This window comes from Brucella intermedia LMG 3301 (genome assembly GCF_000182645.1).
Lineage (GTDB): Bacteria > Pseudomonadota > Alphaproteobacteria > Rhizobiales > Rhizobiaceae > Brucella > Brucella intermedia.
Map to the genome: position 1 here is coordinate 2,311,399 of NZ_ACQA01000001.1, position 26,092 is coordinate 2,337,490.

The following is a 26,092-nucleotide window of genomic DNA, read 5'->3' on the forward strand; positions in this document are numbered from 1 at the left end:
CCTTCGGAAGATTAGACTTTTTCTTTTTCTCTTTATAAAGAAGTCCTGTCTAAGGTTTCCCTGCGCGTCGCAGGCAGCAAAGCACAGGCGTGAAAAGCCGGCTTGTCCGGCGCATAACAAGCAGGCCCGAAGAGACCTGCAAAGACAGGGTTGGCAAATAGTGCGGTTTTCGGCAGCTGAAACGGCGAGCCGGTTCTTACCCGGCAGGATCGCGGCCAGGCTTCGTCCCGTGACGGAGCGGCTGGATGCCGTGCTTACGGATAGCGGACCGCAGGCCAGCGCACAGCGCTCTTCCCTCGTCGCCTTTTCGGTGCGCGTGGCAAGCGCCGGCATTGCTCTTGTGTCTCAGGTCATTCTGGCGCGCTGGATGGGCGAATTTGAATACGGCGTTTTCGTTCTCGTCTGGCTGGCCATGATCATCATGGGCGATCTGGCCTGTTTCGGACTGCATACGACCATCATCCGTTTCGTGCCGGAATATGTGCAGCGCCAGTCATTCGGCCTTGTACAGGGCATTATTGCCACCGGACGCGTTTTTGCTTTCACAGCCGCCACACTCATCGCGCTTCTGGGGACGATCCTGCTGCTTCTGCTCAAAGACCATGTTGCGAGCTATTATCTCGTGCCGTTCATCCTCGGTTTCATCTGTTTGCCGATGATTGCGCTCGGCAATATGCTGGACGGCATTGCGCGCTCGCGCACCTGGGTCATGATGGCACTGACGCCAAGCTACATCGTCCGTCCGATCCTGGTGCTCCTGTTCATGGTCATCGCGCACCGGGCCGGGCTGCCCTCCACCGCGACCACCGCCCTGGCTTTGTCGATCGCGGCGACCTGGATAACGACCATCGGCCAATTGCTGACGGTTGACCGTTCATTGAAAAACGACATCCCCGCCGCAGCGAATGAGCAGCATTTTGGCGAGTGGATCAAAGTCTCCCTGCCGATTTTTCTGGTGGAGGGTTTTTTCTTCCTCCTCATCAATGTCGATGTTCTGATGGTCGGCCATGCACTCGATCCCGAGCATGTGGCGATCTACTTTGCAGCGACGAAGATCATGGCGCTCGCCCATTTCGTTTATTTTGCCGTCAAGGCCAGCGTCGCACAGCGTTATTCCGACCTGCTTCACAGCGGCGACCGCGCCGCGTTTGCAAGCTTTGCCGAAGCATCCGTTCGCTGGACATTCTGGCCGACGCTGTTTCTCGGCATCATTATCCTGATGATGGGCTATCCGCTTCTGCGGCTTTTCGGTCCCGCCTTTACCGCCGGCTATCCGCTTCTGTTCATCCTCATCATCGGGGTGATCGCGCGCGCCAGCGTGGGTCCGGCGGAAAGCCTCCTCAATATGTCGGGGAAGCAGAATATCTGCGCGCTCCTCTATGCCGCGACACTTGCCGTCAATGTCATTCTCAATCTGGTGCTGATACCGCAGTTCGGCCTGACGGGCGCTGCCGTCTCGACCGCCATCGCCATGCTGATGGAGGCCGCGCTTCTCTCGACCGCCGTGTCACGCACCCTGCACATAACCATGTTCATTCTCATTCCACGAGACCGTGCCAAGACCTCGGAGGGAACTTCGTAATGGCCGCGAAACCTTTGCTCGAAGAATCGGCAGGCGGAAATGCCGCCCACATCGTTTCGGAACTATCCGAGAGCGGCGTGGCGCATGAAGCCATCAAGAAGATTGAGGAGAGCCTGCACAGTCGCGACATACCGCGCAAGCTCGCGATCTATGGAGCGGCCGCAGGCTTTGAACTGCGCGATGAACTCGATCACCTGAGCAACCGCACGGTCGAACCGAACGTCTTCTTCAATGCGCGGTTTCTGGCGCCTGCCATGCCGCGCCTCGAAGATCGGGAAGTACGCTTCATGGTCATGCGCGACGAGAACGAAATCCGCAGCCGCCTGCGTTTCGTCATGCCCTACACGATCGAGCGTCCCGGCCTGCCGCTTTCAACGCCCGTCATCCGTGCCTGGTCGACGCCGTTCGGGCCGCAGGGCACGCCGCTGATCGATCAGGACGACCCGGTTGGCGTGTTGGAAGACCTGTTCGACATTCTGGCACGCAGGCACCTCAAGATGCCCGACGTGCTTGTCCTGCCGGAAATGCGGGCTGACGGCCCGGCGGCAAGACTGATCCGTTCGGTCGCAGTAGGCCGGCAATTGCCGCTGGTGGCCATTGAGCAGAAAGAGCGTCCATTTCTCGAAAGCGATCTGGATGGCGACGCCTATATCAGGCACGCCATCGGCTCACATCATAGGCGAGACTATAATCGCTTGTGGCGCAGGCTGGCGGAAAAGGGTGAACTTGCCTATCGCGTCGCCCGCACGCCCGACGAAGTCCGCCATGCGTTCGAACATTTCCTGACCCTTGAGGCGAGCGGCTGGAAGGGCAAGCGCGGCACCGCCATGGCCGTCGACCGGTTTCGTGCCGCCTTCGCCCGCGAGGCGGTGAACAATCTGGCCGAGCGTGACTGCGTGCGCGTGCATACGCTTGAACTGGATGGGCGGGTCATCGCCATTCTGATCGTCTTCACGGTTTCAGGGGAAGCCTGGACCTGGAAGACGGCCTATGACGAGAGCCTGAACGCCTGGTCGCCCGGCGTGCTTCTGATGATCGAAGTCGTGAAGAACCATCTCAACGATCCGAACATCAACCGCACGGATTCCTGCGCGGTGCCTGACCATCCGGTCATGACGCGGCTTTTCGATGCACGTGAAACGATCGAAACTCTGGTCATCGGGCTCAATCCGGCGGCCGACAAGCTGGTCCGCCAGGCCGCATCGCAGATCCACCTTTATCAGCGGACACGCAATCTGGCCCGTATCCTGCGCAATCGCATCCGCAGCATCACCGAAAGAAAATAGGGCCAGATTGAAGCAACCTTAAAAAAGCCTAGAAATCACTGTCCTGAATCTCCGATCCCCGAATTTACCGGGCAATAGATGTTGCGATTGCAGTTTTGCGGAAGCCCTGCGAAGCTCCCCATTATGGTTCATCGGCCGGTAGCGGCCAAATCGGATTTGAAGGTTCAGGAATGCGATTTCCACGCCCGTCCATTGCCAGCGGTACGCTTTGCGTCCTGACCGCGATCTATCTCCTGGCCTTCACCAACACTTCTTTCTGGCACCGGCTGATCACCTATTTTTCCGATCATCCGCAAAAGCTCGTTGTCGCGGCGGCGGCCATCCTCCTCATCCATATCGCAGTGCTGATGGCTTTCTCCGCAAAATATGTCATCAAGCCGGTTCTCCTTTTCGCGGTATGGGTCGCCGCCGGCGGGTCCTATTTTACGGATACTTTCGGCACGATCATCGACCGGAACGTGGTCGAGGCAACGTTTACAACGACAAAAGCGGAGTCGGGCCATCTGGTAACGACTGGCTTCCTGCTGCATATGCTGCTTTACGCCGTCATTCCCTCGCTTCTCATCATCTGGGTCCGCGTGAAACACCGGCCATTGCTGCAGAAGCTTGTGGTCAATACCGTTTCGATCATCGCCTGCCTTGCGGTCGCAATTGCGCTGATCGGTTCCGACTATGGCAGCTTTTCCTCGATGTATCGCGAACATCGCTCCGACATCATGGAACGATTGATGCCCGGAACGCCGATCAAGAGCACGGTGCAATATATCGCTCATGACCTGTACGACAGGCAGATCGTGATGCAGTCGCTGGGTCTTGACGCCAAACAATCGCTGCCACCAGCAACCTCCGGCAAGAAGCTCCTGACGGTCATCGTTGTGGGTGAAACAGCCCGCGCCAAGAATTTCAGCCTTTACGGCTATCCGCGGGAAACCAATCCCGAGCTCAAGCAGCAGGATATTGTCACCTTCACGAACACGACGAGCTGCGGCACCGACACTTCCGTTTCCGTGCCATGCATGTTCTCAGCCTTTCCGCGCAAGGAATATTCGAGCTCAAAGTTCCATGGCTCGGAAAATCTGATGGATTTGCTCAATCATGCCGGCGTGCAGGTTTCCTGGTACGAGAACAATACCGGAAGCAAAGGCGTTTCGGATCGGATACCGACGGTCGACCTGCAGAATTCGAACAATGCGCAATATTGCGAAGGCGGCGAATGTCTCGACCAAATTCTGGTCGACCAACTGCGCGATCACCTGAAGGACGTCAGCGGCAATGCCACGATTGTTCTCCATATGACCGGCAGTCACGGACCATCCTACTATCGCCGCTATCCGCCGGAATTCGCCAAGTTCAAACCGGAATGCCGCACAAGCGAATTTTCCGATTGCATCACGGACGAGATCGTCAATGCCTACGACAATTCGATCCTCTATACCGATCACATATTGTCGGAAATCATCAATGTCCTGAAAGCCGGCGAAGACCGTTTTGCTCCGGCCATGATCTATATGTCCGATCATGGCGAATCGCTTGGCGAAGACGGCCTTTATCTGCACGCAGCGCCCTATTTCATCGCCCCTGACGTCCAGACCCATATCCCGTTTTTCGCATGGTTCTCACCAGACTATGCGAACGCCACCAAACTCGATACCGCCTGCATAAAACAGGATGCGGCGGCGCCCGCCTCGCATGACAATCTGTTCCACACGGTCATCGGCATGATGGGCGTGAAGACCTCGGCCTACGATCCGGCGCTCGACCGCTTTGCCAGTTGCCGGAAAGCCAATGTCGCGGCTTCGAACTAGAACGCCTGGGATCGCACGAACACTGTCAATTATGCCAGCCAGACCAATGATTTGAGCCATACGGCAAAGCGTGATACACTTCGTTTTGGGAGAGCGCATGGACAGGCGGAAGAGGAGGTCCGCACCGGTGTAATCCGGCACTTCGAACAAGTGCTTGAAGCCCGGATAATTATAAGCTTCCGTCTGGCTCAAACGCTATCGCGCCCTCCCGGGGAAGGAGATGCGCCATGGAATATTTTCACTATATCAGCACGCTGGATTACGTCCTACTGGGCTTCATCGCCCTGCTGGTCTTCTGGAATCTGGTCGAAGGGAGCCTGCGCAGATAAGCAGGTCGGCTGTCTCGCAGCCGCGCCGAACCCATAAGGCCTGTTGCGTATAACGCCGCGGGAACGAAGTTTTGAGCGAGAGCAGCCGTGCTGACAGGCGGCCGGATGGGTGGTGTGTCGCTACTTCCATGCCTTGATAGCCATTGGCCTCAAGAGCGGTGAAAGCTGCACTTTTGAGCAATTGACCTTGTTTCGTTTAGCCGGTATATCCCAACTCGCTGTCCCTTTGGACCATATCGAACTGCTTCGGCAGCAACGTGCGGGTGTGGTGGAACTGGTAGACGCGCCGGACTCAAAATCCGGTTCCGAAAGGAGTGTCGGTTCGATTCCGACCACCCGCACCATCTTACAAACAATTATCCGAAACCGTTCTCCCCAGAGCATTTCCAGCAAAAGTGTGAAACGGTTTTGCGTTGGATAATGCGATAAAACAAATAGTTAGAGCGGTTCCGGCGATTCTGTTAGAACAGGAACCGCTCTAGCGAGCCTGAGCGCACAGCAGTGGGGATCGAGAAGATTGTCAGAGGACGCTCTGGCAACTTTAGTTGCTTATTCTCTCCATATCGACAACGATGGTGCCGTTTAACACTTCTGGGATACTCGCGCAGGAGGAACCGTCACCATGGATGACACCCACCCCTTTCAGGGACCACAGTTGCAGAATGTGCATTATGAACGTGCGGATATGTCGGGCTCGAATTTCGATGGCGTGGATTTGTCCGGTTCAAAGTTTTTTGCCGTTTTGACCAGGTCAAAGTTCGTCGATACCAATTTGAGCGACGCTGATTTCGACGATGTCAATCTGGCAGGGGCGCGCCTTCATAATATCAATCTGACCGGTGCAACAATTACGAATGCCAACATGAGTGGCTTGGCTATAAGCGGCGTGACTTTGGCACATACGAATATAAGCGATGCAGACTTGACGGGTATGCGGATAAACGGCGTTCTCGTCTCCTCTCTGTTCGAAGCGTACGAAAACGCACGTTCCTTGGACTAACTGCTGAGGAAAGCAGCAACAAACCCGTCGCTGCTTTCCGTCGCATCATGAATCAGGCCGCTTCGAGCGCTTGCGCGAGGTCGGCGATAAGATCGTCGGGATGCTCGATGCCGATGGAAAGCCGGATCGTCGATTCCAGCACGCCGATGCGCTCCCGCACCTCAATCGGCACGCCGGAATGGGTCATCGCCGCAGGATGGCTCGCAAGCGATTCCGTGCCGCCGAGACTGACTGCCAGCTTCAATATCTGCAGCGCATTCAGGAAGCGGAATGCCGCCGCCTGCCCGCCCTTGATATCGAATGAGAACGTCGACCCGGCACCGGTGCATTGACGCTTGAACAGTGCTCCAACATCCGAATTCTCATCCTCGAATGGAAGATAGTGCAGCTTCTCCACCTTCGGATGATCGCGCAGAAATTCCGCGATCGCATGGGCGTTGTTGTTGGCGCGCTCCATGCGAAGTCCAAGCGTTTCAAGCGAGCGCCCCAGCATCCAGCATGAATGCGGATCAAGCTGCGTACCGATGGCGCCGCGCAGAGCCTTGACCTGTCTTACAACAGTCTTGGCCCCCAGCACCGCCCCGGCGATCAGATCGGAGTGTCCGCCGACATATTTGGTCAACGAATAGACCGAAAGATCGGCGCCGTGATCGAGCGGCTTCTGATAGACGGGGCCAAGCAGGGTATTGTCGCAGGCAATGATCGGGCGATGCCCCTGCCTTTGTTCGATTTTTTCCGCGACGCGCCGGATGGCGGCAATATCGACAATACTGTTGGTAGGATTTGCCGGCGTTTCGATCAGGATCACCGAAACGCGGCCCTTGCGAACGGCTTCTTCGGCTGCCTCTTCTATCGAGAACTCATGCACACCATCGGCAAAAGCGACGGCTTCGACGCCGAAATTGAGAAACGTCCTGGCAAGGAGCGTTTCCGTGCCGCCATAAAGCGGTTGCGAATGCAAAATGACATCGCCGGGCCGCACGAAGGCAAAAAGCGTCGTGGCAATAGCCGACATGCCGGATGAAAACAGCGCGCAGCTTTCGGTGCCTTCATAGACCGCGAGGCGATCTTCAACGATCTCGCTGTTGGGATGATTGAAACGGGAATAGACGAGACCGGCGCCGACACCGGCAGGCGGCTCCTTGCGGCCGGAAACGAAATCGAAGAAATCGCGCCCGTCCTCGGCGGTCTTGAAGACGAAAGTCGAGGTCAGGAATACCGGCGGCTTGACCGCTCCTTCGGAGAGTTCCGGATCATAGCCATAATTGAGCATCTGCGTTTCAGGATGCAGCGGATGATTGCCCAACATGGTCTTTGAAGGCCGTGGCGCAGTCATGAATACCTCCTTGAGAAAATCCTCCTGTCCGCATTGGGACAGGAGGAGCTTAACAGAGGTTTTCGGGAATCTTCTTGCGTTGTTTCGCGGTTCGGTGAAATCGCTGCAATGCCGGAAGATGCCTGTCCGGTGGAAATGCCTCGATTACTTGATGACCAATACCGGCACGGTGCTGAGTGACAGAACCTCCGCCGCCTGACTTCCCAGCAGCAATTTGTTCACGCCGCGGCGGCCATGCGATGCAATGACGATCAAATCGGCATCCCTGGCTTTCGCAGCCTCCACGATGCCCTGCGCCGGTGATTGATTCTCGATATGCACAGCTTCAGCGCTGACGCCAAGCTCCGTCGCCTTCACCTTGGCTTTGGACAGGATTTCCGTCGCCGCTTTGGTGATAGCCTCGCGATATTCCTGAAACGCCGCCGGGCTCGACGCCCATTCCGCTGCGACGACAATGCCGTAGGAAGGCAAAAGCTCCGTCACGGAAACGAAGATCACCTTCGCACCTGTTTCCTTCGCAAGCGCCACACCCTGGTCAACGCCTTTTTCGGCAAGTTCCGATCCATCGGTTGCGATCAATATGTTCTTGTACATTCGTGCTCTCCTGACTGCCTGAGACCCGAAGATGCGCGCGTCCCGGTTGGGGTGCATTGACGCGGATCAATCGAGCATTATTCAAGGCTAATACGCGCTCTCCCAATTATGATGGAATTTACTCCTAATTTTCCCGATTATACAGAATAAACTTCCAAATTTGTCCCCTCACGCGCACATGCCCAACTATGCTTTTGCGCAGTTTCCTCTTAAACTTCGCGTGACAAAAAGGGAGATCACGCCATGAACAAGCCCCTGAACGAACCGCAAGCCGGTAAAACCGCAGGCCGTGGCCGCATTTACGATTCAATCCTCGACACGATCGGCAATACGCCTCTGGTGCGCATCGACAAGTTTGCCGAGGAAAAGGGCGTGAAGGCGAACCTTCTGGCCAAGCTTGAGTTCTTCAACCCGCTGGCGAGCGTAAAGGACCGCATCGGCCTGGCGCTGATCGAAGCGCTTGAACGCGACGGCAGGGCCGTGCCTGGCAAGACGGTTTTCGTCGAGCCGACATCCGGCAATACCGGCATTGCGCTTGCCTTTGCGGCGGCAGCCAAGGGCTATCGCCTCATTCTCACCATGCCGGAAACCATGTCGGTGGAGCGCCGCAAGCTCCTCAAGCTGCTCGGTGCGGAACTGGTGCTCACCGAAGGTGCCAAAGGCATGAAGGGCGCCATCGCCGAAGCGGAAGCGATTGCAGAAGGTAATCCGAACGCAATCATTCCTCAGCAGTTCGAAAATCCCGCGAACCCCGAAATCCACCGCCTTACCACGGCGGAAGAAATCTGGAACGACACCAATGGTGAAGCGGATATCCTGATTTCGGGTATCGGAACCGGCGGCACGATTACCGGCGTCGGTCAGGTCATCAAGGGGCGCAAGCCATCGTTCAAGGTGATCGCAGTCGAGCCGAAGGATTCACCCGTGCTTTCCGGCGGCACCCCGGGCCCGCACAAGATTCAGGGCATCGGCGCAGGTTTCGCGCCGAAAACGCTCGACACCAGCATCTATGATGAGATCGTCCAGGTTTCCAATGAGGACGCCTTTGCCAATGCACGCCTGCTGGCCCGCCTTGAAGGCATTCCTGTCGGCATTTCTTCCGGTGCCGCGCTGACGGCCGCCGTCGAAATCGGCAAGCGGCCTGAAAATGCCGGCAAGAACATCGTCATCATCATTCCATCCTTTGCCGAACGCTATCTTTCAACGGCGCTGTTCGAAGGCCTGGAATAAGCCGCATCTCGTGGGGTAGCCAAAAACAAAAGCCAGAGCGGACAACCGTTCTGGCTTTACTTTTTTCATGCCAATCCGCTTGCCGGGCAAACGGAAGCTCAGGCGCTCATGTCAATGATGCGTACGCGCAGCGCAAGCAGGACCTGGCCCGCGCATATAGTGGCGCTCGGGCCTGTAGCTCGGTGCGACGAACTCACGGATGACATTAACGCTGTCACGCAGCTGAACAAGAATGCTCATCGTCTTAACCTTCGTCAAAAACACGCTATTCGGAATGGATGCCCTTCGTCCAATCGGGACGATGAAACGTTTTTCATTTCCGAACATCTTAATGAAAACTTTAACAATCAAAGATGAATAAGCCCTGAACTCATATGGTTAAGGGTAAGCTAATGGTAAGGATGTTGAAGCTTTTCCACAGCCTCCCGAATTGTCGCCACAATTGAAAAAGGCCGGTTCGATCCGGCCTTTTCCATGAAAATAATTGTTCGCTTTAGCGCGTCGGAACCGGATGCTCGCCGCGATAATCGTAAAAGCCACGGCCTGCCTTGCGTCCGAGCCAACCAGCTTCGACATATTTGACCAGAAGCGGACATGGCCGGTACTTGGAATCCGCCAGCCCGTCGTGCAGAACCTGCATGATGGAGAGACAGGTGTCGAGGCCGATGAAATCGGCGAGCTGCAGCGGTCCCATCGGATGGTTGGCGCCAAGCTTCATGGCTGTATCGATGGCTTCGACGCTGCCCACACCTTCATAAAGCGTGTAGATGGCCTCGTTGATCATCGGCAACAAGATACGGTTGACGATAAAGGCCGGGAAATCTTCGGCAACGGTTATCGTCTTGCCAAGCGCGGTCACGAAATCGTTCGACTTGCGGAAGGTTTCCTCATCCGTTGCAATGCCGCGCACCAGTTCGACAAGCTTCATCACCGGAACGGGATTCATGAAATGAATGCCGATGAAACGCTCCGGGCGATCGGTTGTGGATGCAAGGCGCGTGATCGAGATCGACGACGTGTTGGTGGCAAGGATCGCTTCCGGGTTCAGAACCGAACAAAGCTGCGCGAAGATCTTGCGCTTGACGGTTTCGTCTTCCGTTGCCGCTTCGATGGCCAGATCGACGCCCGCCAGATCCTCCATGGAATTTGCCGGACGGATGAGCTTCATCGCGGCTGCGCGCTGATCTTCCAGCAATTTGCCCGATGCGACCTGGCGCGCCATGTTGCCATTGATGGTGGCGATGCCCTTTTCCAGCCGGTCCGCTGCCGCATCGTGAAGAAGCACATCGAACCCGGCCAGCGCGCATACGTGAGCAATGCCGCTGCCCATCTGTCCTGCGCCGACCACCCCTACCGTCTTGATTGCCACGATCATAACTCCTTCATTCAGCCGCTCCACAACAGAGCCGAGGCCGAGAGCATATGCTCTAACTTTTGTTCTTACGCATAATCCGACGCAAAACCGCTTCGCACTTTTGCTGGAAATGCTCTGTCTCTACGCATTATCCAACGCAAAACCGCTTCGCACTTTTGCTGGAAATGCTCTGTCTCTACGCATTGTCCAACGCAAAACCGCTTCGCACTTTTGCTGGAAATGCTTCAGTATACCAATTCTGCCTGAGACAGATACAGCCCTCATTCAGCGAAAGCAAAATCAGCGCTTTCTTGCCCAAAGCCCCCCCGAAACAGAAAGCGGCGGGACTGGCCCGCCGCTTTCTGGTCGATCAAAGCGCTTTCTGCAGCTCTGGCAGGACGGTAAAGAGATCACCGACGAGGCCATAATCGGCGACCTGGAAGATCGGCGCTTCCTCGTCCTTGTTGATGGCGACGATGACGCGTGAGTCCTTCATGCCCGCCAGATGCTGGATCGCGCCGGAGATACCGACAGCGATGTAAAGGTCCGGTGCAACCACCTTGCCCGTCTGGCCAACCTGCCAGTCGTTCGGCGCATAGCCGGCATCGACGGCTGCACGGCTGGCGCCGACTGCCGCGCCAAGCTTGTCGGCAACCGGCAGGATCACTTCCTGGAACTTTTCAGCAGAACCAAGCGCACGACCGCCGGAGATGATGATCTTCGCCGAGGTCAGTTCCGGACGATCCGATTCCGAAAGCGCATTGCCGACGAAGCTCGACAGCGCCGGATCGGCAGCCGCATTAACGCTTTCAACCGCAGCCGAACCGCCTTCGCCCGTTGCCGAGAAGGAAGCCGTGCGCACCGTGATGACCTTCTTCGCGTCGGTCGACTGCACTGTCTGGATCGCATTGCCCGCATAGATCGGACGCTTGAACGTATCAGCCGACACGACTTCCATGATTTCGGAAAGCTGCATCACATCGAGAAGGGCTGCCACGCGCGGCAGGATGTTCTTGGCCGAAGTCGTCGCAGGTGCAATGATCGTGTCGTAATTGGCAGCCAGTTCCACGATGAGCGCTGCCGTCGGCTCGGCCAGACGGTTTTCCAGCGCATCGCTTTCAGCAAGCAGAACCTTGCGCACGCCATTGAGCTTGGCTGCCGCATCAGCTGCAGGTTTTGCACCCTTGCCAGCAACCAGCACATCCACGTCGCCGCCAATCTGGGCGGCAGCCGTCAGCGCCTTTGCCGTCTGGTCGGAAAGGGTTGCATTGTCGTGTTCGGCAATAAGAAGAATAGCCATTTGTCTCGTCCCTTCCGATTTCTTAGATGATGCCGTCGGCTTTCAGCTTCTCAACCAGCTCTGCGACAGAGCCGACCTTGACGCCAGCCTTGCGGCCGCCCGGCTCTTCCGTCTTCAGAACCTTCAGACGCGGCGCAATATCGGCGCCGAAATCGGCAGGCGACTTTTCGTCGAGCGGCTTCTTCTTGGCCTTCATGATGTTGGGCAGCGATGCATAGCGCGGCTGGTTCAAGCGAAGATCGACCGTGACGATCGCCGGAAGCTTCACATCGATGGTCTGGAGACCGCCATCGACTTCACGCGTTACCTTGGCCGAACCATCGCCCAGCTCCACCTTCGAGGCAAAGGTTGCCTGGCTCCAGTTGAGGAGCGCCGACAGCATCTGGCCGGTCTGGTTGGAATCATCGTCGATTGCCTGTTTGCCGAGAAAGACCAGGTCCGGCTTTTCCGCTTCAACCACGCCCTTCAAGACCTTGGCAACGCCAAGCGGCTCGACCGTCTCGTCGGTCTTGACCAGGATCGCGCGATCCGCACCCATGGCAAGTGCCGTGCGCAGCGTTTCCTGCGCCTGTGCCGGGCCAACCGAAACCGCGACGATCTCCGTCACCTTGCCCGCTTCCTTCAGACGGATCGCCTCTTCAACCGCGATCTCGTCAAAAGGGTTCATCGACATCTTCACGTTCGAAAGCTCAACCCCCGAACCGTCTCCCTTTACACGGATCTTCACGTTGTAATCGACAACCCGTTTCACTGCGACAAGGACTTTCATCCGCGATTACCTCTTCAATGACTTCTGCAGCACGACTATGCCGCCGTGAACTCCCACCCGCATGTCAAAATCCGACATGAAAGCGGCACCGGCGCAAAACTGGGTAGTGACGCAAATGCGCTGCCTCTCCGCCGGGAACCGGCACGAAACCTAAAGACGGTTGACGTGCACGTCAATCAGGCACAGGCCGCTATATCGATTAAAATCAATTTATTCTGACAACAGGTCATTCCGAATCCGAGCAACCCGACGCCTCCCCTTTTTCGTGTCGTTTACAAGCGATGCAGCATGCTTTAGGTAACGCCTCGCAATCCGGTCGCAGCCTACCCGGTCAAAACAAGGAACCCTGACTTATGAAAACGCTCGTCGTCTGCTCCGGCGGACTCGACTCCGTGTCGCTTGCTTATAGAATAGCAGGCGAACATCAACTCACAGCCCTCCTCTCCTTCGACTATGGCCAACGCCACAGGAAGGAACTGGATTCGGCCAAAGCCTGTGCCGAAAGGCTCGGCGCTCCCCATCAGATCATCGACATACGGACTATCGGCGCGAGCCTTACCGGCTCCGCCCTCACCGACGATGTCGATGTTCCCGACGGGCATTACGCCGAAGAAACGATGAAGATCACCGTCGTGCCGAACCGCAATGCAATCATGCTGGCGATTGCCTTTGGTGTGGCCGCCGCGCAAAAGGCCGACGCTGTGGCGCTCGCCGTCCATGGCGGTGATCATTTCATCTATCCCGACTGCCGCCCAGGTTTTATTGATGCTTTCCAGACCATGCAGAACCATGCACTGGACGGCTATGCCGACATAAAACTGCTCGCGCCTTATGTGCACGTTTCAAAAGCCGACATCGTTATCGATGGCGCAAAATATGGCACGCCCTTTGCCGCAACGTGGTCCTGCTACAAGGGTGGCGAACATCATTGCGGACGCTGTGGCACCTGTGTCGAGCGGCGCGAGGCTTTCCATCTGGCAGGCATCGAAGACCCGACGCTGTATGAGGATGCCGATTTCTGGCGTGCGGCAATCGAGAAGCGGAGCGTCTGATGTTTCGCATTACCAAGGAATTTCATTTCTCCGCATCGCATCAGTTGACCGGCCTGCCGGAAGACCATCAATGCGCCCGCCTGCACGGGCACAACTATATCGTTGAGGTCGAACTCTCGGCTTCCGATCTCAACGAGCACGGCTTTGTTCGCGACTATCATGAGCTGGCGCCGTTCAAGCGCTATATCGACGATTGTTTTGACCATCGCCATCTGAACGACGTTCTGGGCCATGATCAGAGCACGGCTGAAACCCTCGCTAGGCACTTTTTTGAATGGTGCCACGCGCGCTGGCCGGAAATATCCGCCGTGCGGGTCAGCGAAACGCCCAAGACATGGGCCGAGTACCGACCGTGACGCGGATACGGATCGCGGAAATTTTCGGTCCCACGATACAGGGCGAAGGTGTACTCATCGGCGAGCCGACGGTATTCGTGCGAACCGGCGGCTGCGATTATCGCTGCGCATGGTGCGACAGCCTGCATGCCGTCGAGAGCCGTTTTCGTCATGAATGGAAGACAATGAGCGTCGAGGCGATTTGGGATGAAGTGACGGCACTTTCCCGAAATAAGCCCCTTACAGTGTCACTTTCGGGTGGCAATCCGGCCATCCAGCCGCTAGGACCCTTGATCGAGCACGGCAGGAAACACGGCTATCGCTTTGCGCTGGAAACGCAAGGGTCGGTTGTACAAGGCTGGTTTTCAGCCCTCGACACGCTGGTATTGAGCCCGAAGCCGCCTTCAAGCGCCATGGATACCGATTTCGATGCGCTGGCCGCATGTATCGAGGCTGCGGGCAATACGCCGCGAACGGTGCTGAAATTCGTGATCTTTGATGACGCCGACTACGCCTTTGCCAAAGAAGTGGCCAATCGGCATCCTCACCTGCCCGTCTATCTCCAGCCCGGTAATCACACTCCGCCACCGCCCGAAGCGAACGACGCTGCAATAGACATCGACGGCATTATGCGGCGGATGGAATGGCTGGTGGAAAAGGTGATCGCGGATGGCTGGTACGAAGCGCATGTCCTGCCCCAGCTCCACGTGCTGATCTGGGGCAACAAACGGGGAGTTTAGACTAGCGGTTCGCGCCCGGCACCCAGAGAACATCCTGCGCGCCATTATCATTGACGGTTCGCGACGCCACGAACAGGAAATCGGAAACGCGGTTGATATATTGCAAAGCCTCCGCCGAGACGACTTCACCTTCGACGCGGGCAAGCGCAACCATCAGCCGCTCGGCCCGGCGTGAGATCGTGCGGGCAAGGTGCAATGCGGCAGATGCAGCCGACCCACCAGGGAGAATGAATGAGCGGAGCGGCTGCAGATCGGCATTGAGGAGATCAATGTCCGCTTCCAGACGCGCGACCTGCGAAGCGACGATACGCAGCGGTTCGTAGGCGAGCGGTTTCCCGTCATCCGGCGTCGACAGATCAGCGCCAAGGTCGAAAAGATCGTTCTGGATGCGTGCCAGCATGGCATCGATCTGTGCATGAGGATTGTTTTCACCGCCTGTATGGAGGCGTGCCATGCCGATGCAGGCATTGGTTTCATCCACAGTGCCATAGGCTTCGACGCGCAGGTCCGACTTCAGCCGGCGCGGCCCGCTGGCAAGTCCTGTTGTGCCCTTGTCGCCTGTACGGGTATAGATCTTGTTGAGCTTGACCATGCCTTACTGACCGTTTTTCACGCGGGCGTAATAGATCGCCCCCACGATCAGGACTATGGCGATGAACTGCAGGAAAACACGCAGCTGCATCATCTTGTTGGAAAAATTGGCGTCGCCGCCGCGCATCATGTTGCGCAGGCCGATGATCAGAACGACAGCCACCGCAAACATGGCCACCATTGCCGCGCCCTTGAACAGAACGTCCATTTCATTTCCTTCCCATGCGCACTGTTCCGGACCTCATGACTGGTCGGACAGCATTCGGTAAAGCCAGCGTGCAGGCATCAGGCGCCGCGCCAGTGAACCAAGTTTCGCCGGTCTCGTCACCACGTAATGCGGTCGGGGACGCGGCGCCTCCAATGCATGAAGCAGTACAGCATAGACGGCTTCCGGTCCAAGCTTGTTCTTGGATTTTGTGCCGCCACTTTTCAATTTCGCCATCTGGCGCTGGTAAAGCTCGCGATGAACAGACGCCTCCATATCGATATTGGCTTCCGCATGGCTGGCGGCATTGTAGGTAAAGCGCGACGCAATCGGACCGGGCTCGATCAGCGACACATCGATACCGGAACCTTCCAATTCCATGCGTTGCGCAAGCATCAGCCCTTCAAGCGCAAATTTGGACGCCACATAAGCGCCTCGCCATTTCATGGGCACCAGTCCCAGAATCGATGAGCAATGAACGATGCGCCCGTGCCCTTGCCGGCGCATGACGGGAATCACGCGGCGGGTCAAATCATGCCAGCCGAAGAAATTGGCTTCGAATTGCTGGCGCAAGGCTTCGACCGGCAAGTCCTCTATCGCGCCGGGCTGTGCATAAGCGCCATTGTTGAACAGCGCATCAAGCGTGCCGTCAGTCTGACGCAGCACCCCGTCGACCAGGTTCGCGATCGTCTGCGGCTGCGTATAATCGAGGTAATGCGCCTCAATGCCCTTTGCCCGGAGCGCTCCGATATCCGCATCCTTGCGGGCGGTCGCAAAGACGCGCCAGCCTTGGCTCTTCAGCGCTTCCGCGCAATAGGCGCCGATCCCGGAGGAGCAACCGGTAATGATGATGCTGCGCTGTCGGTTCTGACCGGATCGTGCCGGAGCCATATGTTCGTTTCCCGCTGCCGTTTTGCCAAGATTGCTTGATTCGTGCCCGGTTTAAAACGGGGCCTGCCCTTGCAATCCGCGGACCGATGCTAGATTTAAGGCCTTGAAACATCGGCTGAACGCGTTTCAGACGCCAATCGCGACTTTGGGGACAAATCTGCGGATGCGAAAAATCAGACGTTTTCTCCGTCAGATCACCTGGGACGTCATTGGTCATTTCAGTTCGGACGACGGTTGGGCTTTCGCCAGCCACATTGCGCTTTCCGGCCTGATGGCGCTGTTTCCGTTCCTCATCTTCGCCACGACGCTTGCGAGCTTTCTCGGCACCAAGGAATTTGCCGATACGGCGGTGCATGTCATCTTCGACATGTGGCCGTCGAACATCGCCGCTCCCATCGCCAACGAGGTGATGAACGTGCTGACCGTCCAACGCAGCGGGCTTCTGACCCTCAGCGTCATCGCGGCCGCCTATTTTGCCTCCAACGGCGTCGAGGCGCTGCGCATCGCGCTTAACCGAGCCTATCGGGTGACAGACCAGCGTTCGATCATTTTCTGCCGCCTGCAAAGTCTCGGCTTCGTTCTGGTCGGCACGCTGAGCCTGATGGCCATCAGCTTCCTGCTGGTTCTGGCGCCGCTTGCCGTGCGTATTGCCGAACAATGGTTTCCTGACATAGCCCCGTTCACAGGCACCATCGCCTTCTGGCGCTATACGGTAGCGGTGGCGGTTCTGGTTCTGGCGCTGTTCATGGTACACATCTGGCTTCCCGCCGGGCGACGCAGCCTCGGCGACATCCTGCCGGGCATACTGGTCACGCTCATCGCCTGGCTTGCCGCTGCGATGGCCTTTGCCAAATATCTGGAAACCTTTGCCAATTACGTGACGACCTATGCCGGTCTGGCCTCGATCATGGTGGCGATCGTCTTTCTCTACATGCTGTCGGCAATTTTCATCATCGGCGCGGAAATAAACGCCGCCATCATGATTTTCCGCAAGCGAGAGCAACAGCCCGAGCTTAACTCATAAAAATCAGCGCATGATCCGGTCCGAAAACCAGCTCCCACTTTTCGGCATCATGCTCGACGTAAAGTCGTCAGCGCAACGCCGAGCGTCGTCACCACCATACCCGCAATCTGGATCGCCGACAGCGTTTCGCCGAAAATCAGATAGGCCATGATCGCGGCCGTGCCCGGGACGAGATAAAACAGCGAGGCAACTTTCGACATTGCGCCTTCGCGTATCATGACCAGAAGTGCCAGAATCGCCCCGATGGAAATGGCAAGCGTCAGCCAGACCAGCGCAAAGATCAGCGATGGCGACCAGATCATGACACGCGTCTCGAAGGCAAACGCACACACAGCGGTGAGAATGGCCGCAGCGATGTATTGAACGGCTGTCCCGGCCTTGAGATCTCCCGCCGTGCCGAAACGTTTCTGCCAGACCGTGCCGGTGCTGATCGCCAGCACGGCCACGAAAGCCGCCGCAAGGCTTTTGGGATCGACGCCGCTGCCCGCCGAAAATTTCGGCCATACAACCATCGCCACGCCGATGAAGCCGATGAGAAGCCCGGCCCATTGCCGCCCGCTCGCCCGTTCGCCCAAAAGAATGGCGGCGATCAGCGTGGTCAACATCGGCTGAAGACCTGCCACCAGACCCGACATTCCCGCAGGCAGACCGTGGTGAACGGCCCAGAACAAGGCGGAGAGATAAACGCCGTGGATGAGACATCCGGCAATCGCCGCATGGAGAAGAACATCTCCCTTGGGCCAGATGCTCCGGCTTGCCAGCGCCCAGAGCGTCATGATGAGGGCTGCAATGGAAAAACGCACCGCCATGAAGGTGAACGGTTCGGCATAAGGCATGGAAAGCCCCGCGCCGATGAAACCGGTGGCCCAAAGCAGGACGAACATGATGGGGAAGAAACGGGCGGCCATGGCGGAACTCTCACTTTTGCGGCCCGCCTTATACCGTATTTCGCCGATCCCCTATCGCATAAAACTGATCGCAGCGTTGAATTTGCCAAACAGCCGCTCCCATTTTATGAAGCAGCATGAACACGCAACCCGAAACGATCCACATTTTTGTCGATGCAGACGCCTGCCCGGTGAAGGCTGAAATCTATCGTGTGGCGGAACGGCACAATCTTCCCGTCATGCTGGTGGCCAACAGTTTCATTGCCATCCCGCGCGATGCGGAGCGCGTGGAACGCGTCATCGTATCGGACAAGCTGGACGCTGCCGACGACTGGATCGCCGAAAATTCCCGTCCGGGCGCCATCGTGATTACCGCCGACATTCCTCTGGCCAGCCGCTCGCTCGAAAAAGGTGCCTCGGTAATTGCACCGAACGGGCGCGTTCATACCCAGAGCACCATCGGCAACACGCTGGCGACGCGCAACCTGATGGACAGCCTGCGTTCCGCAGGCGAAGTCACCGGCGGCCCCGCCCCCTTTTCACCGAAAGATCGCTCTGCATTCCTCTCGGCGCTGGACCTTGCCATCATTCGGCTGAAACGAGCCGGTTTTGTCTCAGGCTGACCGCATTGAGGCAGTGGCGACACCCGCGCCGATCAGCAAAGTTCCGCCCGCACGATTGAAGATGCGCAGCGCCCGTTCGCTCGAAAAGAAGCCGCGCGCGCGGGTTGCCAGAAGCGCATAAGCAAAGGCATTGAGAAAAGCGAGCACGAGGAACGTGCTTTCGAAAACCAGCATCTGGGTCAGGAAATCCCGGTGCGGGCTCAGGAACTGCGGAAGAAAAGCCACAAAAAATGTAATGCTCTTCGGGTTGAGCGCCGTCACCAGCCATGCATGAACCAGCATCCGCACCGGATGCACCTTGTCATGCCGGGCGCTTGCATGAAGGGCACCACCAGCCCGGAACAGCTTTATGCCGAGCCAGACCAGATAGGCCGCACCCGCCCATTTGACTGCGGTGAACACGGTTGCCGATGCCGCCAGCAGCGCGCCCACGCCAAGCATGGAAAGCGTCATCGCTGTAAAGTCGCCCAGCGCGACACCGACCGCCATCGGAAAAGCCGCCTTCCACCCCTGTCCCAGAGCGTAGGATACGACGAGCAATACGGTCGGGCCCGGTATTACCAGAAGCACGATGGATGCGGCGGAAAATGCGAGCCAGACTTCAAAGCTCATGGATGGTCTCCTTCCCTCACAGGAAAGAAAGCCACCGCATTTCGCTTTTGTCGAGACTAAAGATTTTTAGCCGCTTCGATGAGTTTTTTGGCTTCCGGGCTGTCCCACGGCGCAGGGCCGTTCATGGATGCGATCTGACAGCCATCCTTGTCTACGAGCAGGGTTACGGGAAGGCCAAAAGCCAGGTTCTTGCGCTTCAATTCGTTGAAGCTCGACATGGAAGCATCCCGGTGCAAGGTCAGGTTGTTGATGCCGATTTCATTGAGAAAGCCCTTGGGCTTGTCGTCGGAGCCGGTATCGATGTTGATGGCGACAACGTCGAAATCGCTACCGCCTTTCTCGCCCTGCAACTTGTCGAGAGCGGGCATTTCCTCACGGCAGGGAGCGCACCACGTCGCCCACAGATTGACCAGCAGCGTCTTGCCCTTGTAGTCGCCGAGCGTCATCTGTTTGCCGTCCGGGCCGGTAAAGGCGATATGCGAGACGGAAATCGGCTTTTCGGCAGCGCGCATGGCTGCCACGCCGCCGGTCGCAGCTGCATCCAGCGCCTTCAGCGCATCAGCTTTAAGAGCGCACTGCGCCGATGCTTCGTCGCTTTCGGCTGCAACATTCGCTGAAACATTCTGGTCAACGACATTGCCAGAAGGCCGCTCCATCACGTATACCGCCACGATACCGGCAATGACACCGGCAAGGGCGGCAAGAAGGACGATCTTGCGATTTCCCGATTTCGTCTGCTGTTCGGAATTCGCCTTTTCGTTGTCTTCTGCCATGTCGCGTTACTTCTTTCCAATATTCCGCCAAATCGTCACTCGGGGCATATGAGCATGAGCGAACAAAAATCAAGCAACCAGATGTGGGGCGGCCGTTTTGCCTCAGGCCCGGATGCGATCATGGAAGAGATCAATGCATCGATCGGCTTCGACCGCAAGCTCTATGCGCAGGATATTCAGGGCTCGCTTGCCCATGCAGCCATGCTGGCAAAGACGGGCATTATTGCGGCGGAAGACCATCGCCAGATCGAAGATGGCCTGAAAACCATTCTCAAGGAAATCGAGGAAGGCAAGTTCACATTCTCGCGCAAGCTCGAAGACATTCACATGAATATCGAAGCGCGGCTTGCCGAACTGATCGGCCCTTCCGCCGGACGTCTCCACACCGCCCGCTCGCGCAACGATCAGGTGGCCGTTGACTTCCGCCTCTGGGTCAAGCGGGAACTGGAAAAGACCGCCGCCGCGCTCAAGAACCTGATCGAAGCATTCCTGGAGCGCGCCGAAGAACACGCCGCCACCGTGATGCCGGGTTTCACCCATCTCCAGACCGCGCAGCCCGTCACCTTCGGCCATCACTGCATGGCCTATGTGGAAATGTTCGGCCGCGACCTGTCGCGCGTGCGCGATGCCATCGAGCGCATGGACGAATCGCCTTTGGGCGCAGCAGCCCTTGCAGGCACGGGCTTCCCGATCGACCGTCATATGACCGCCAAGGCGCTCGGCTTTCGTGAGCCGACCCGCAATTCGCTCGACAGCGTTTCCGACCGTGACTACGCGCTGGAATTCCTGTCGCTTGCCGCGATCTGCGCCGGCCATCTGTCGCGGCTGGCCGAAGAGATCGTCATCTGGTCCACACCGCAGTTCAATTTCGTGCGGCTTTCGGACGCCTTTTCGACCGGCTCGTCCATCATGCCGCAGAAGAAGAACCCGGATGCCGCCGAACTGGTTCGCGCCAAGACGGGCCGCATCAACGGATCGCTGGTTGCACTTCTGACCATCATGAAGGGGCTGCCGCTCGCCTATTCCAAGGACATGCAGGAAGACAAGGAACAGGTCTTCGACGCTGCCGAAAATCTGGAACTCGCCATTGCGGCCTTGGCTGGCATGGTGCGCGACCTGACGATTAATGTGGCCTCGATGAAGAAGGCGGCAGGTTCCGGCTATTCCACTGCGACCGATCTCGCCGACTGGCTGGTGCGCGAATTGGGACTTCCCTTCCGCGAGGCCCATCATGTGACCGGTCGCGCCGTCGCTCTGGCCGAAAGCCGCAAGGTCGATCTGTCGAAGCTGTCGCTGGAGGAACTGCAATCGATCCATCCGGGTATCACCGATGCCGTTTTCGGCTACCTGACAGTCGAAAAATCGGTAAAGAGCCGCCAGTCCTTCGGCGGCACGGCCCCGCAGGAAGTGCGCCGCCAGATCCGTTACTGGAAGAAGCGCATTACCAGGGCCTGATAGTCGATCAACATGACGTCATGTGGAATCATCCAGTCAACGGATGATTCCACTCTTGGAAATTTTGCGTTACAGCTAGCGCCAACAGATTTTATTTCGGGAACCAAAGCTGATGACAGGCCGCTCCGCCATTTCTTCCGTGCTTCTGATCGCCGCCCTTGCGGCCACGCTTGCCGCTTGCGGCCGCAAGGGCCCGCTTGAGCCGCCGCCATCTGCCGTCGTGACCGACGAACAGGGTCACACCAAGCCGAAACCGAAAGAAGACAAGCCGATCATCCTCGACAAGCTGTTGTAAGTTTCCGCTGTAGGGCCTTTTCTGTGAACCATTTCGAATATCGCAACGGCGTCGTTCACGCCGAAAATATCAGCCTGCCTGAAATCGCACAGGCCGTCGGTACGCCGTTTTACGTCTATTCCCGCGCGACCGTGGAGCGCCATTTCCGCGTGTTCAGCGAAGCCTTCGCCGGTATGGAAACGCTCGTTACCTATGCGCTGAAAGCCAATTCCAACCAGGCCGTCCTGAAAACGCTGGCCAAGCTGGGCGCGGGTGCCGACACCGTTTCGGAGGGCGAGATTCGCCGTGCGCTTGCGGCAGGCATCCCGGCAAACAAGATCGTGTTTTCCGGCGTAGGCAAGACGCCGCACGAAATGGATTTTGCGTTGGAAGCTGGCATTTATTGCTTCAACGTGGAATCCGAACCGGAACTCGAAATTCTTTCGGCCCGCGCCGTCAGGGCAGGCAAGGTTGCATCCGTATCGCTGCGTATCAACCCTGATGTGGATGCCAAGACCCACGCCAAGATTTCGACCGGCAAGTCCGAGAACAAGTTCGGCATTCCCCGCGTCAAGGCGCGGGAAGCCTATGCCCGTGCAGCAAGCCTCCCCGGTCTCGACGTGGTCGGCATCGATATGCATATCGGCAGCCAGATCATCGACCTGGAACCATTCGACGATGCGTTTGCACTGATGGCGCAACTGGTCAAGGAATTGCAGGCCGACGGCCACAATATCCGCCACGTCGACGTTGGCGGCGGATTGGGCATTCCTTATCGCACCGACAATACGCCGCCACCTTTGCCCGTGGCTTATGCTGAAATCGTCGCCAGGCATATCAAGCCGCTCGGTCTCAAGACCGTGTTCGAACCGGGCCGCCTGATTGTCGGCAATGCAGGACTTCTGGTGACGGAAGTGATCTTCGTGAAGGAAGGCGATGCCAAGAACTTCGTCATCGTCGATGCGGCGATGAACGATTTGATTCGTCCCACCCTTTACGATGCGTTCCACGACATCAAGCCGGTCACCCTGCCGAAAGACGATGCGCCGCGTATCCGCGCCGATTTCGTTGGCCCGGTCTGTGAAACCGGCGATTATCTGGGCCTCGACCGGGAAGTGGCCAAACCGGCGCCCGGCGACCTGATTGCCGTCTGCACCACGGGCGCTTATGGCGCCGTGCTCTCCAGCACTTACAACAGTCGGCTGCTTATTCCGGAAGTGCTGGTGGATGGCGACCGCTATCACGTCGTGCGCCCGCGCCGAACTTATGAAGAACTGCTCGCGCTCGATTCCGTGCCCGAGTGGTTATAATCCCGCGAATACAATTATCATGGCAAAGCCTCGCCTTTGCCATGATGCGTGTTATCCTGTTGCAAGATGAAAACGTGATACACGCCAGAAAGCCCAGATGACGGACCGTAGCAACGACAGGAAAGACAGGCCGCGCCTTGCGCGAGATGCTTTTCTGCGGCTGTTTTCGGGCGACGGCGCCAGCCTCCGCCGGTTACGTCTGCGCGCCTTTCTCTCAATCAGCTTCGAGCGGTTCTGGCCGCTCATCCTGCCGCTGATACTTCTGATCGGCCTGTTTCTCAGCCTCGGCTGGTTTGGCCTGTTTGGCATGATGCCGCGGTGGCTGCATTTTGGCGTTCTGGCGCTTTTCGGGCTTGCCGGCCTCATATCGATCTATCTGCCGTTCAGGTTTCGAGCCCCGACCGAAAGTGACATTACAAGCCGTATCGAGGCGATCAACGGCCTTGTTCACGAACCGCTCGCAGTGCAGACGGGCCATATGGCAACCGGAGAACATGATCCATTTGCCGTGGCCTTATGGCGCGAACACCAGCGCCGCATGGCGGACCGGCTGAAAAACCTGCAATCCGGCCTGCCTTACACACGGGTCCCCGAACACGACCCTCTTGGCGTTCGAGCGGCGGTCGCCCTCCTTTTCGTAACTGCTTTCGCTTATAGTTTCAGTCCGAACAGCGGCCGCCTAGCCGATGCCTTTCATATCCGTCCGGGCGATGGCACTGCCGTTGCGCGCATCGATGCATGGGTGACGCCACCGCGCTACACCGGTCGCGCTCCCGTGTTCCTGACCGCCACGAACGAAGGCGTGGAGGCAGCAATCAACGTGCCGCAAGGCAGCATTCTTTCGGTCCGGGTGATTGGCGGCGGCTCTGAACGGCTCACCGCGACCGATGCGAAAGGCGAGCGCCGCGACGTGCAGCCGGTAAACGCCGGGGAAGACCAGAAGGCCCCTGCAGAACAGGCTGTCGTCGATGGCAGTCGCAATTTCCGCTATGATCTGCAGCAGGACGAAACTCTGGCGCTTTCCGGCACCGATGCCCGCTGGAAGTTTTCCGTTACTCCAGACAACCCGCCGACGATCCGCTTCACAAAAGAGCCGGGGCGAGCGTTGAATGGCACATTGCAGCTCTCCTACCAGATCGATGACGACTATGCGCCGGTTAAGGCCGAAGGTGAGATCATCCCGCTCAACAACGATGAGGATGAGGAAGCCGCGCCGCTTTACGACGCGCCGGAACTGCCGCTTGCTTTGCCGCGTCGCGGCGTAAAGGACGCCACCACTTCGAAGGACCTGACCGAGCACCCTTGGGCCGGCGAAAAGGTTGCGCTCACGCTGGTTGTAACCGATGCAGCAGGGCAAACGGGCCGCAGCGAAACCAAGGTTATCACCTTGCCGGAGCGCCCTTTCAGCAATCCCCTTGCCCGTGCTGTCGCGGAGCAGCGCCGTATTCTGGCGCTTGACGCGACGCAGCGCGACCATGTGCTCGACATGCTGTCGGCAATAACTCTCCGTCCGAAAGAAACCATCAAGAATGCCGCCCATTATCTGGGACTGGTCACGATTGGCACACGTCTGCGGCTTGCCAGAAGCGATGACGACTTGCGTGATGCGGCGGATTATATGTGGCAGGTCGCACTCGGTATCGAGGACGGCAATCTGTCCGCCGCCGAAAAACGCCTGCGGCAAGCACAGGAAGCCCTGAAGAACGCTCTGCAGAACGGCGCCTCGCAGGAGGAGATCGAAAAGCTGTCAGCAGAGCTGCGCAAGGCGATGCAGGACTTCCTGCGGGAGTTCGCCCAGCGCCAGCAGCAGAATCCGAATGCCCGCCGGGCCGCACCGGATCCAAATGCGCGGATGCTCACGGAAAAAGATCTACAGCGCATGATGGACCAGATTGAAAATCTAGCGCGTCAGGGCTCACGTGATCAGGCGCAAGAACTGCTGTCGCAATTGCAGAACCTGATGAACAACCTGCAGATGGGGCAGGCGCAGCAGGGTCAGCAAGGTCAAGGGCAAGGCCAGCAGGGCCAGATGCAGCAGCAGATGAACAAGCTTGGCGAATTGATGCAGCGCCAGCAAAAGACCATGAACGAGACCTTCGACCTCGATCAGAAAATGCAGCGTCAGTTCGGCGGCAGCGACGGTGAAGGCGAATTCGGCGACAACATGTTCCCGGGTGATGATGGTTCCATGGGCGGTGAAACCGAAAACGGACAAGGCCAGGGTGGGAAGGGCGATGTTCCGCCCGATATGGCGGAAGCCATGCGCAAGCTGCAACAGCAGCAGAAGGACCTCCAGTCCGATCTGCAGAAGCTGATGGACGATCTGAAAGGCATGGGCATCGAACCTGGCAAGGATTTTTCGGATGCCGGAAAATCAATGGGCAATGCAACGGACGCGCTGGGCCGCAGCGAAGGCGCGGAAGCAAATGACCAGCAAGGCAGTGCGCTTGACGCGCTGCGTCGCGGTGGGCACGACATGATGCAGAAGATGCAGCAGGCCATGGGTCAGGACGGACAGGGACAAAGCGGAGCCAACGGCAGCAGGGGCCGCGATCCACTCGGACGGCAGCAGGGTACCGGAGACAGCCTTAACGATGACGTCAAAATTCCCGGCGAAATCGATATTCAGCGCGCGCGTGAAATTCTCGATGAAATCCGCCGCAAGCTCGGTAATGCGCTGACGCCGCAGATGGAAAAGGAATATCTGCAGCGCCTGTTGAAATTCGATTGAGAAA

The 26,092-nt window shown here is 57.7% G+C and carries 25 protein-coding genes and 1 tRNA gene; 15 read left to right on the top strand and 11 right to left on the bottom strand.

Features of this window, described 5'->3' with window-relative positions; translation table 11 throughout:
- Positions 1–160: 160 nt before the first annotated feature.
- From OINT_RS11080 to OINT_RS11100, 5 genes are all read left to right on the top strand, one after another.
- Positions 161–1,582 carry a lipopolysaccharide biosynthesis protein gene (locus OINT_RS11080; protein ID WP_036565501.1) on the top strand — a complete coding sequence of 474 codons (1,422 nt, stop codon included), beginning with the start codon at positions 161–163 and terminating at the stop codon, positions 1,580–1,582.
- Positions 1,582–2,868: a type IV secretion system effector crotonyl transferase BspF gene (gene bspF / locus OINT_RS11085; RefSeq protein ID WP_006467899.1), complete on the top strand. Its 1,287-nt coding sequence runs from the start codon at positions 1,582–1,584 to the stop codon at positions 2,866–2,868. Before OINT_RS11080 ends, bspF begins: the two co-directional genes overlap by 1 nt.
- Before the next feature lie 170 nt (positions 2,869–3,038).
- A complete protein-coding gene (locus tag OINT_RS11090) occupies positions 3,039–4,673 on the top strand; it encodes a phosphoethanolamine transferase (RefSeq protein ID WP_006472248.1) in 1,635 nt (544 codons plus the stop codon).
- A 588-nt stretch (positions 4,674–5,261) separates the two neighbouring features.
- A tRNA-Leu gene (locus tag OINT_RS11095) sits at positions 5,262–5,346 on the top strand.
- A gap of 278 nt (positions 5,347–5,624) precedes the next feature.
- Positions 5,625–6,002 (top strand): pentapeptide repeat-containing protein, encoded by a 378-nt coding sequence (locus OINT_RS11100; RefSeq protein WP_006467901.1) that lies wholly within the window; start codon positions 5,625–5,627, stop codon positions 6,000–6,002.
- 52 nt (positions 6,003–6,054) lie between these two features.
- Here OINT_RS11100 and OINT_RS11105 read toward each other — a convergent pair whose 3' ends face one another.
- Both OINT_RS11105 and OINT_RS11110 read right to left on the bottom strand, forming a co-directional pair.
- Positions 6,055–7,338 carry a cystathionine gamma-synthase family protein gene (locus OINT_RS11105; protein WP_006467902.1) on the bottom strand — a complete coding sequence of 428 codons (1,284 nt, stop codon included), beginning with the start codon at positions 7,336–7,338 and terminating at the stop codon, positions 6,055–6,057.
- A 144-nt stretch (positions 7,339–7,482) separates the two neighbouring features.
- Complete coding sequence (locus OINT_RS11110) at positions 7,483–7,932, bottom strand: universal stress protein (RefSeq protein WP_006472247.1); 450 nt, start codon at positions 7,930–7,932, stop codon at positions 7,483–7,485.
- A gap of 243 nt (positions 7,933–8,175) precedes the next feature.
- Here OINT_RS11110 and cysK point away from each other — a divergent pair, with 243 nt between their 5' ends.
- Positions 8,176–9,162, top strand: coding sequence for a cysteine synthase A (gene cysK, locus OINT_RS11115; RefSeq protein ID WP_006467904.1), 987 nt, complete (start codon positions 8,176–8,178; stop codon positions 9,160–9,162).
- A 493-nt stretch (positions 9,163–9,655) separates the two neighbouring features.
- Here the strand turns inward: cysK and OINT_RS11120 are convergent, their stop codons facing one another.
- From OINT_RS11120 to OINT_RS11130, 3 genes are all read right to left on the bottom strand, one after another.
- Positions 9,656–10,531 carry a 3-hydroxybutyryl-CoA dehydrogenase gene (locus OINT_RS11120; protein WP_025092165.1) on the bottom strand — a complete coding sequence of 292 codons (876 nt, stop codon included), beginning with the start codon at positions 10,529–10,531 and terminating at the stop codon, positions 9,656–9,658.
- Between the two features lie 355 nt (positions 10,532–10,886).
- Entirely contained in the window at positions 10,887–11,816 is a 930-nt protein-coding gene (locus tag OINT_RS11125; protein ID WP_006467907.1) for an electron transfer flavoprotein subunit alpha/FixB family protein, read from the bottom strand.
- A 22-nt stretch (positions 11,817–11,838) separates the two neighbouring features.
- On the bottom strand, positions 11,839–12,585 hold the full coding sequence (locus OINT_RS11130; protein ID WP_006467908.1) for an electron transfer flavoprotein subunit beta/FixA family protein: 747 nt from the start codon (positions 12,583–12,585) through the stop codon (positions 11,839–11,841).
- A gap of 353 nt (positions 12,586–12,938) precedes the next feature.
- On the opposite strand from OINT_RS11130, the gene queC reads away from it, so the two are divergent.
- The 3 genes from queC to queE are packed head-to-tail and all read left to right on the top strand — an operon-like array spanning position 12,939 to position 14,712.
- Positions 12,939–13,637, top strand: coding sequence for a 7-cyano-7-deazaguanine synthase QueC (queC, locus tag OINT_RS11135; protein ID WP_006467909.1), 699 nt, complete (start codon positions 12,939–12,941; stop codon positions 13,635–13,637).
- Positions 13,637–13,993 carry a 6-carboxytetrahydropterin synthase QueD gene (gene queD / locus OINT_RS11140; RefSeq protein WP_006467910.1) on the top strand — a complete coding sequence of 119 codons (357 nt, stop codon included), beginning with the start codon at positions 13,637–13,639 and terminating at the stop codon, positions 13,991–13,993. Before queC ends, queD begins: the two co-directional genes overlap by 1 nt.
- A complete protein-coding gene (queE, locus tag OINT_RS11145; RefSeq protein WP_006467911.1) occupies positions 13,972–14,712 on the top strand; it encodes a 7-carboxy-7-deazaguanine synthase QueE in 741 nt (246 codons plus the stop codon). Before queD ends, queE begins: the two co-directional genes overlap by 22 nt.
- Position 14,713: 1 nt before the next feature.
- Here queE and OINT_RS11150 read toward each other — a convergent pair whose 3' ends face one another.
- From OINT_RS11150 to OINT_RS11160, 3 genes are read right to left on the bottom strand one after another with little or no spacing between them, the layout of a single operon-like run.
- Positions 14,714–15,304, bottom strand: a complete 591-nt coding sequence (locus OINT_RS11150; RefSeq protein WP_006467912.1) for a cob(I)yrinic acid a,c-diamide adenosyltransferase — start codon at positions 15,302–15,304, stop codon at positions 14,714–14,716.
- 3 nt (positions 15,305–15,307) lie between these two features.
- On the bottom strand, positions 15,308–15,511 hold the full coding sequence (locus OINT_RS11155) for a twin transmembrane helix small protein (RefSeq protein ID WP_006467913.1): 204 nt from the start codon (positions 15,509–15,511) through the stop codon (positions 15,308–15,310).
- A gap of 33 nt (positions 15,512–15,544) precedes the next feature.
- Complete coding sequence (locus tag OINT_RS11160; RefSeq protein WP_006467914.1) at positions 15,545–16,399, bottom strand: SDR family oxidoreductase; 855 nt, start codon at positions 16,397–16,399, stop codon at positions 15,545–15,547.
- 163 nt (positions 16,400–16,562) lie between these two features.
- On the opposite strand from OINT_RS11160, the gene OINT_RS11165 reads away from it, so the two are divergent.
- A complete protein-coding gene (locus tag OINT_RS11165; RefSeq protein ID WP_006470933.1) occupies positions 16,563–17,423 on the top strand; it encodes a YihY/virulence factor BrkB family protein in 861 nt (286 codons plus the stop codon).
- Positions 17,424–17,470: 47 nt separating this feature from the next.
- Here OINT_RS11165 and OINT_RS11170 read toward each other — a convergent pair whose 3' ends face one another.
- Entirely contained in the window at positions 17,471–18,331 is an 861-nt protein-coding gene (locus tag OINT_RS11170) for a DMT family transporter (protein WP_006467917.1), read from the bottom strand.
- Between the two features lie 116 nt (positions 18,332–18,447).
- Between OINT_RS11170 and OINT_RS11175 the strand changes: the two genes are divergently transcribed.
- Positions 18,448–18,933 carry a YaiI/YqxD family protein gene (locus OINT_RS11175; RefSeq protein WP_006467918.1) on the top strand — a complete coding sequence of 162 codons (486 nt, stop codon included), beginning with the start codon at positions 18,448–18,450 and terminating at the stop codon, positions 18,931–18,933.
- Here OINT_RS11175 and OINT_RS11180 read toward each other — a convergent pair.
- The gene (locus OINT_RS11180) at positions 18,925–19,545 is read right to left on the bottom strand and encodes a LysE family translocator (protein ID WP_006467919.1); all 621 of its coding nucleotides are present in this window, start codon (positions 19,543–19,545) and stop codon (positions 18,925–18,927) included. The genes OINT_RS11175 and OINT_RS11180 overlap by 9 nt on opposite strands.
- 56 nt (positions 19,546–19,601) lie before the next feature.
- Positions 19,602–20,318, bottom strand: a complete 717-nt coding sequence (gene tlpA / locus OINT_RS11185) for a thiol:disulfide interchange protein TlpA (protein ID WP_006467920.1) — start codon at positions 20,316–20,318, stop codon at positions 19,602–19,604.
- Positions 20,319–20,372: 54 nt separating this feature from the next.
- On the opposite strand from tlpA, the gene argH reads away from it, so the two are divergent.
- From argH to OINT_RS11205, 4 genes are all read left to right on the top strand, one after another.
- Positions 20,373–21,773, top strand: coding sequence for an argininosuccinate lyase (argH, locus tag OINT_RS11190; protein ID WP_006470934.1), 1,401 nt, complete (start codon positions 20,373–20,375; stop codon positions 21,771–21,773).
- Between the two features lie 112 nt (positions 21,774–21,885).
- Positions 21,886–22,068 carry an LPS translocon maturation chaperone LptM gene (gene lptM, locus OINT_RS11195; RefSeq protein WP_006467922.1) on the top strand — a complete coding sequence of 61 codons (183 nt, stop codon included), beginning with the start codon at positions 21,886–21,888 and terminating at the stop codon, positions 22,066–22,068.
- Between the two features lie 23 nt (positions 22,069–22,091).
- Entirely contained in the window at positions 22,092–23,357 is a 1,266-nt protein-coding gene (gene lysA, locus OINT_RS11200; protein ID WP_006467923.1) for a diaminopimelate decarboxylase, read from the top strand.
- A gap of 97 nt (positions 23,358–23,454) precedes the next feature.
- The gene (locus OINT_RS11205) at positions 23,455–26,088 is read left to right on the top strand and encodes a TIGR02302 family protein (protein WP_006467924.1); all 2,634 of its coding nucleotides are present in this window, start codon (positions 23,455–23,457) and stop codon (positions 26,086–26,088) included.
- The last annotated feature ends 4 nt before the right edge of the window (positions 26,089–26,092 follow it).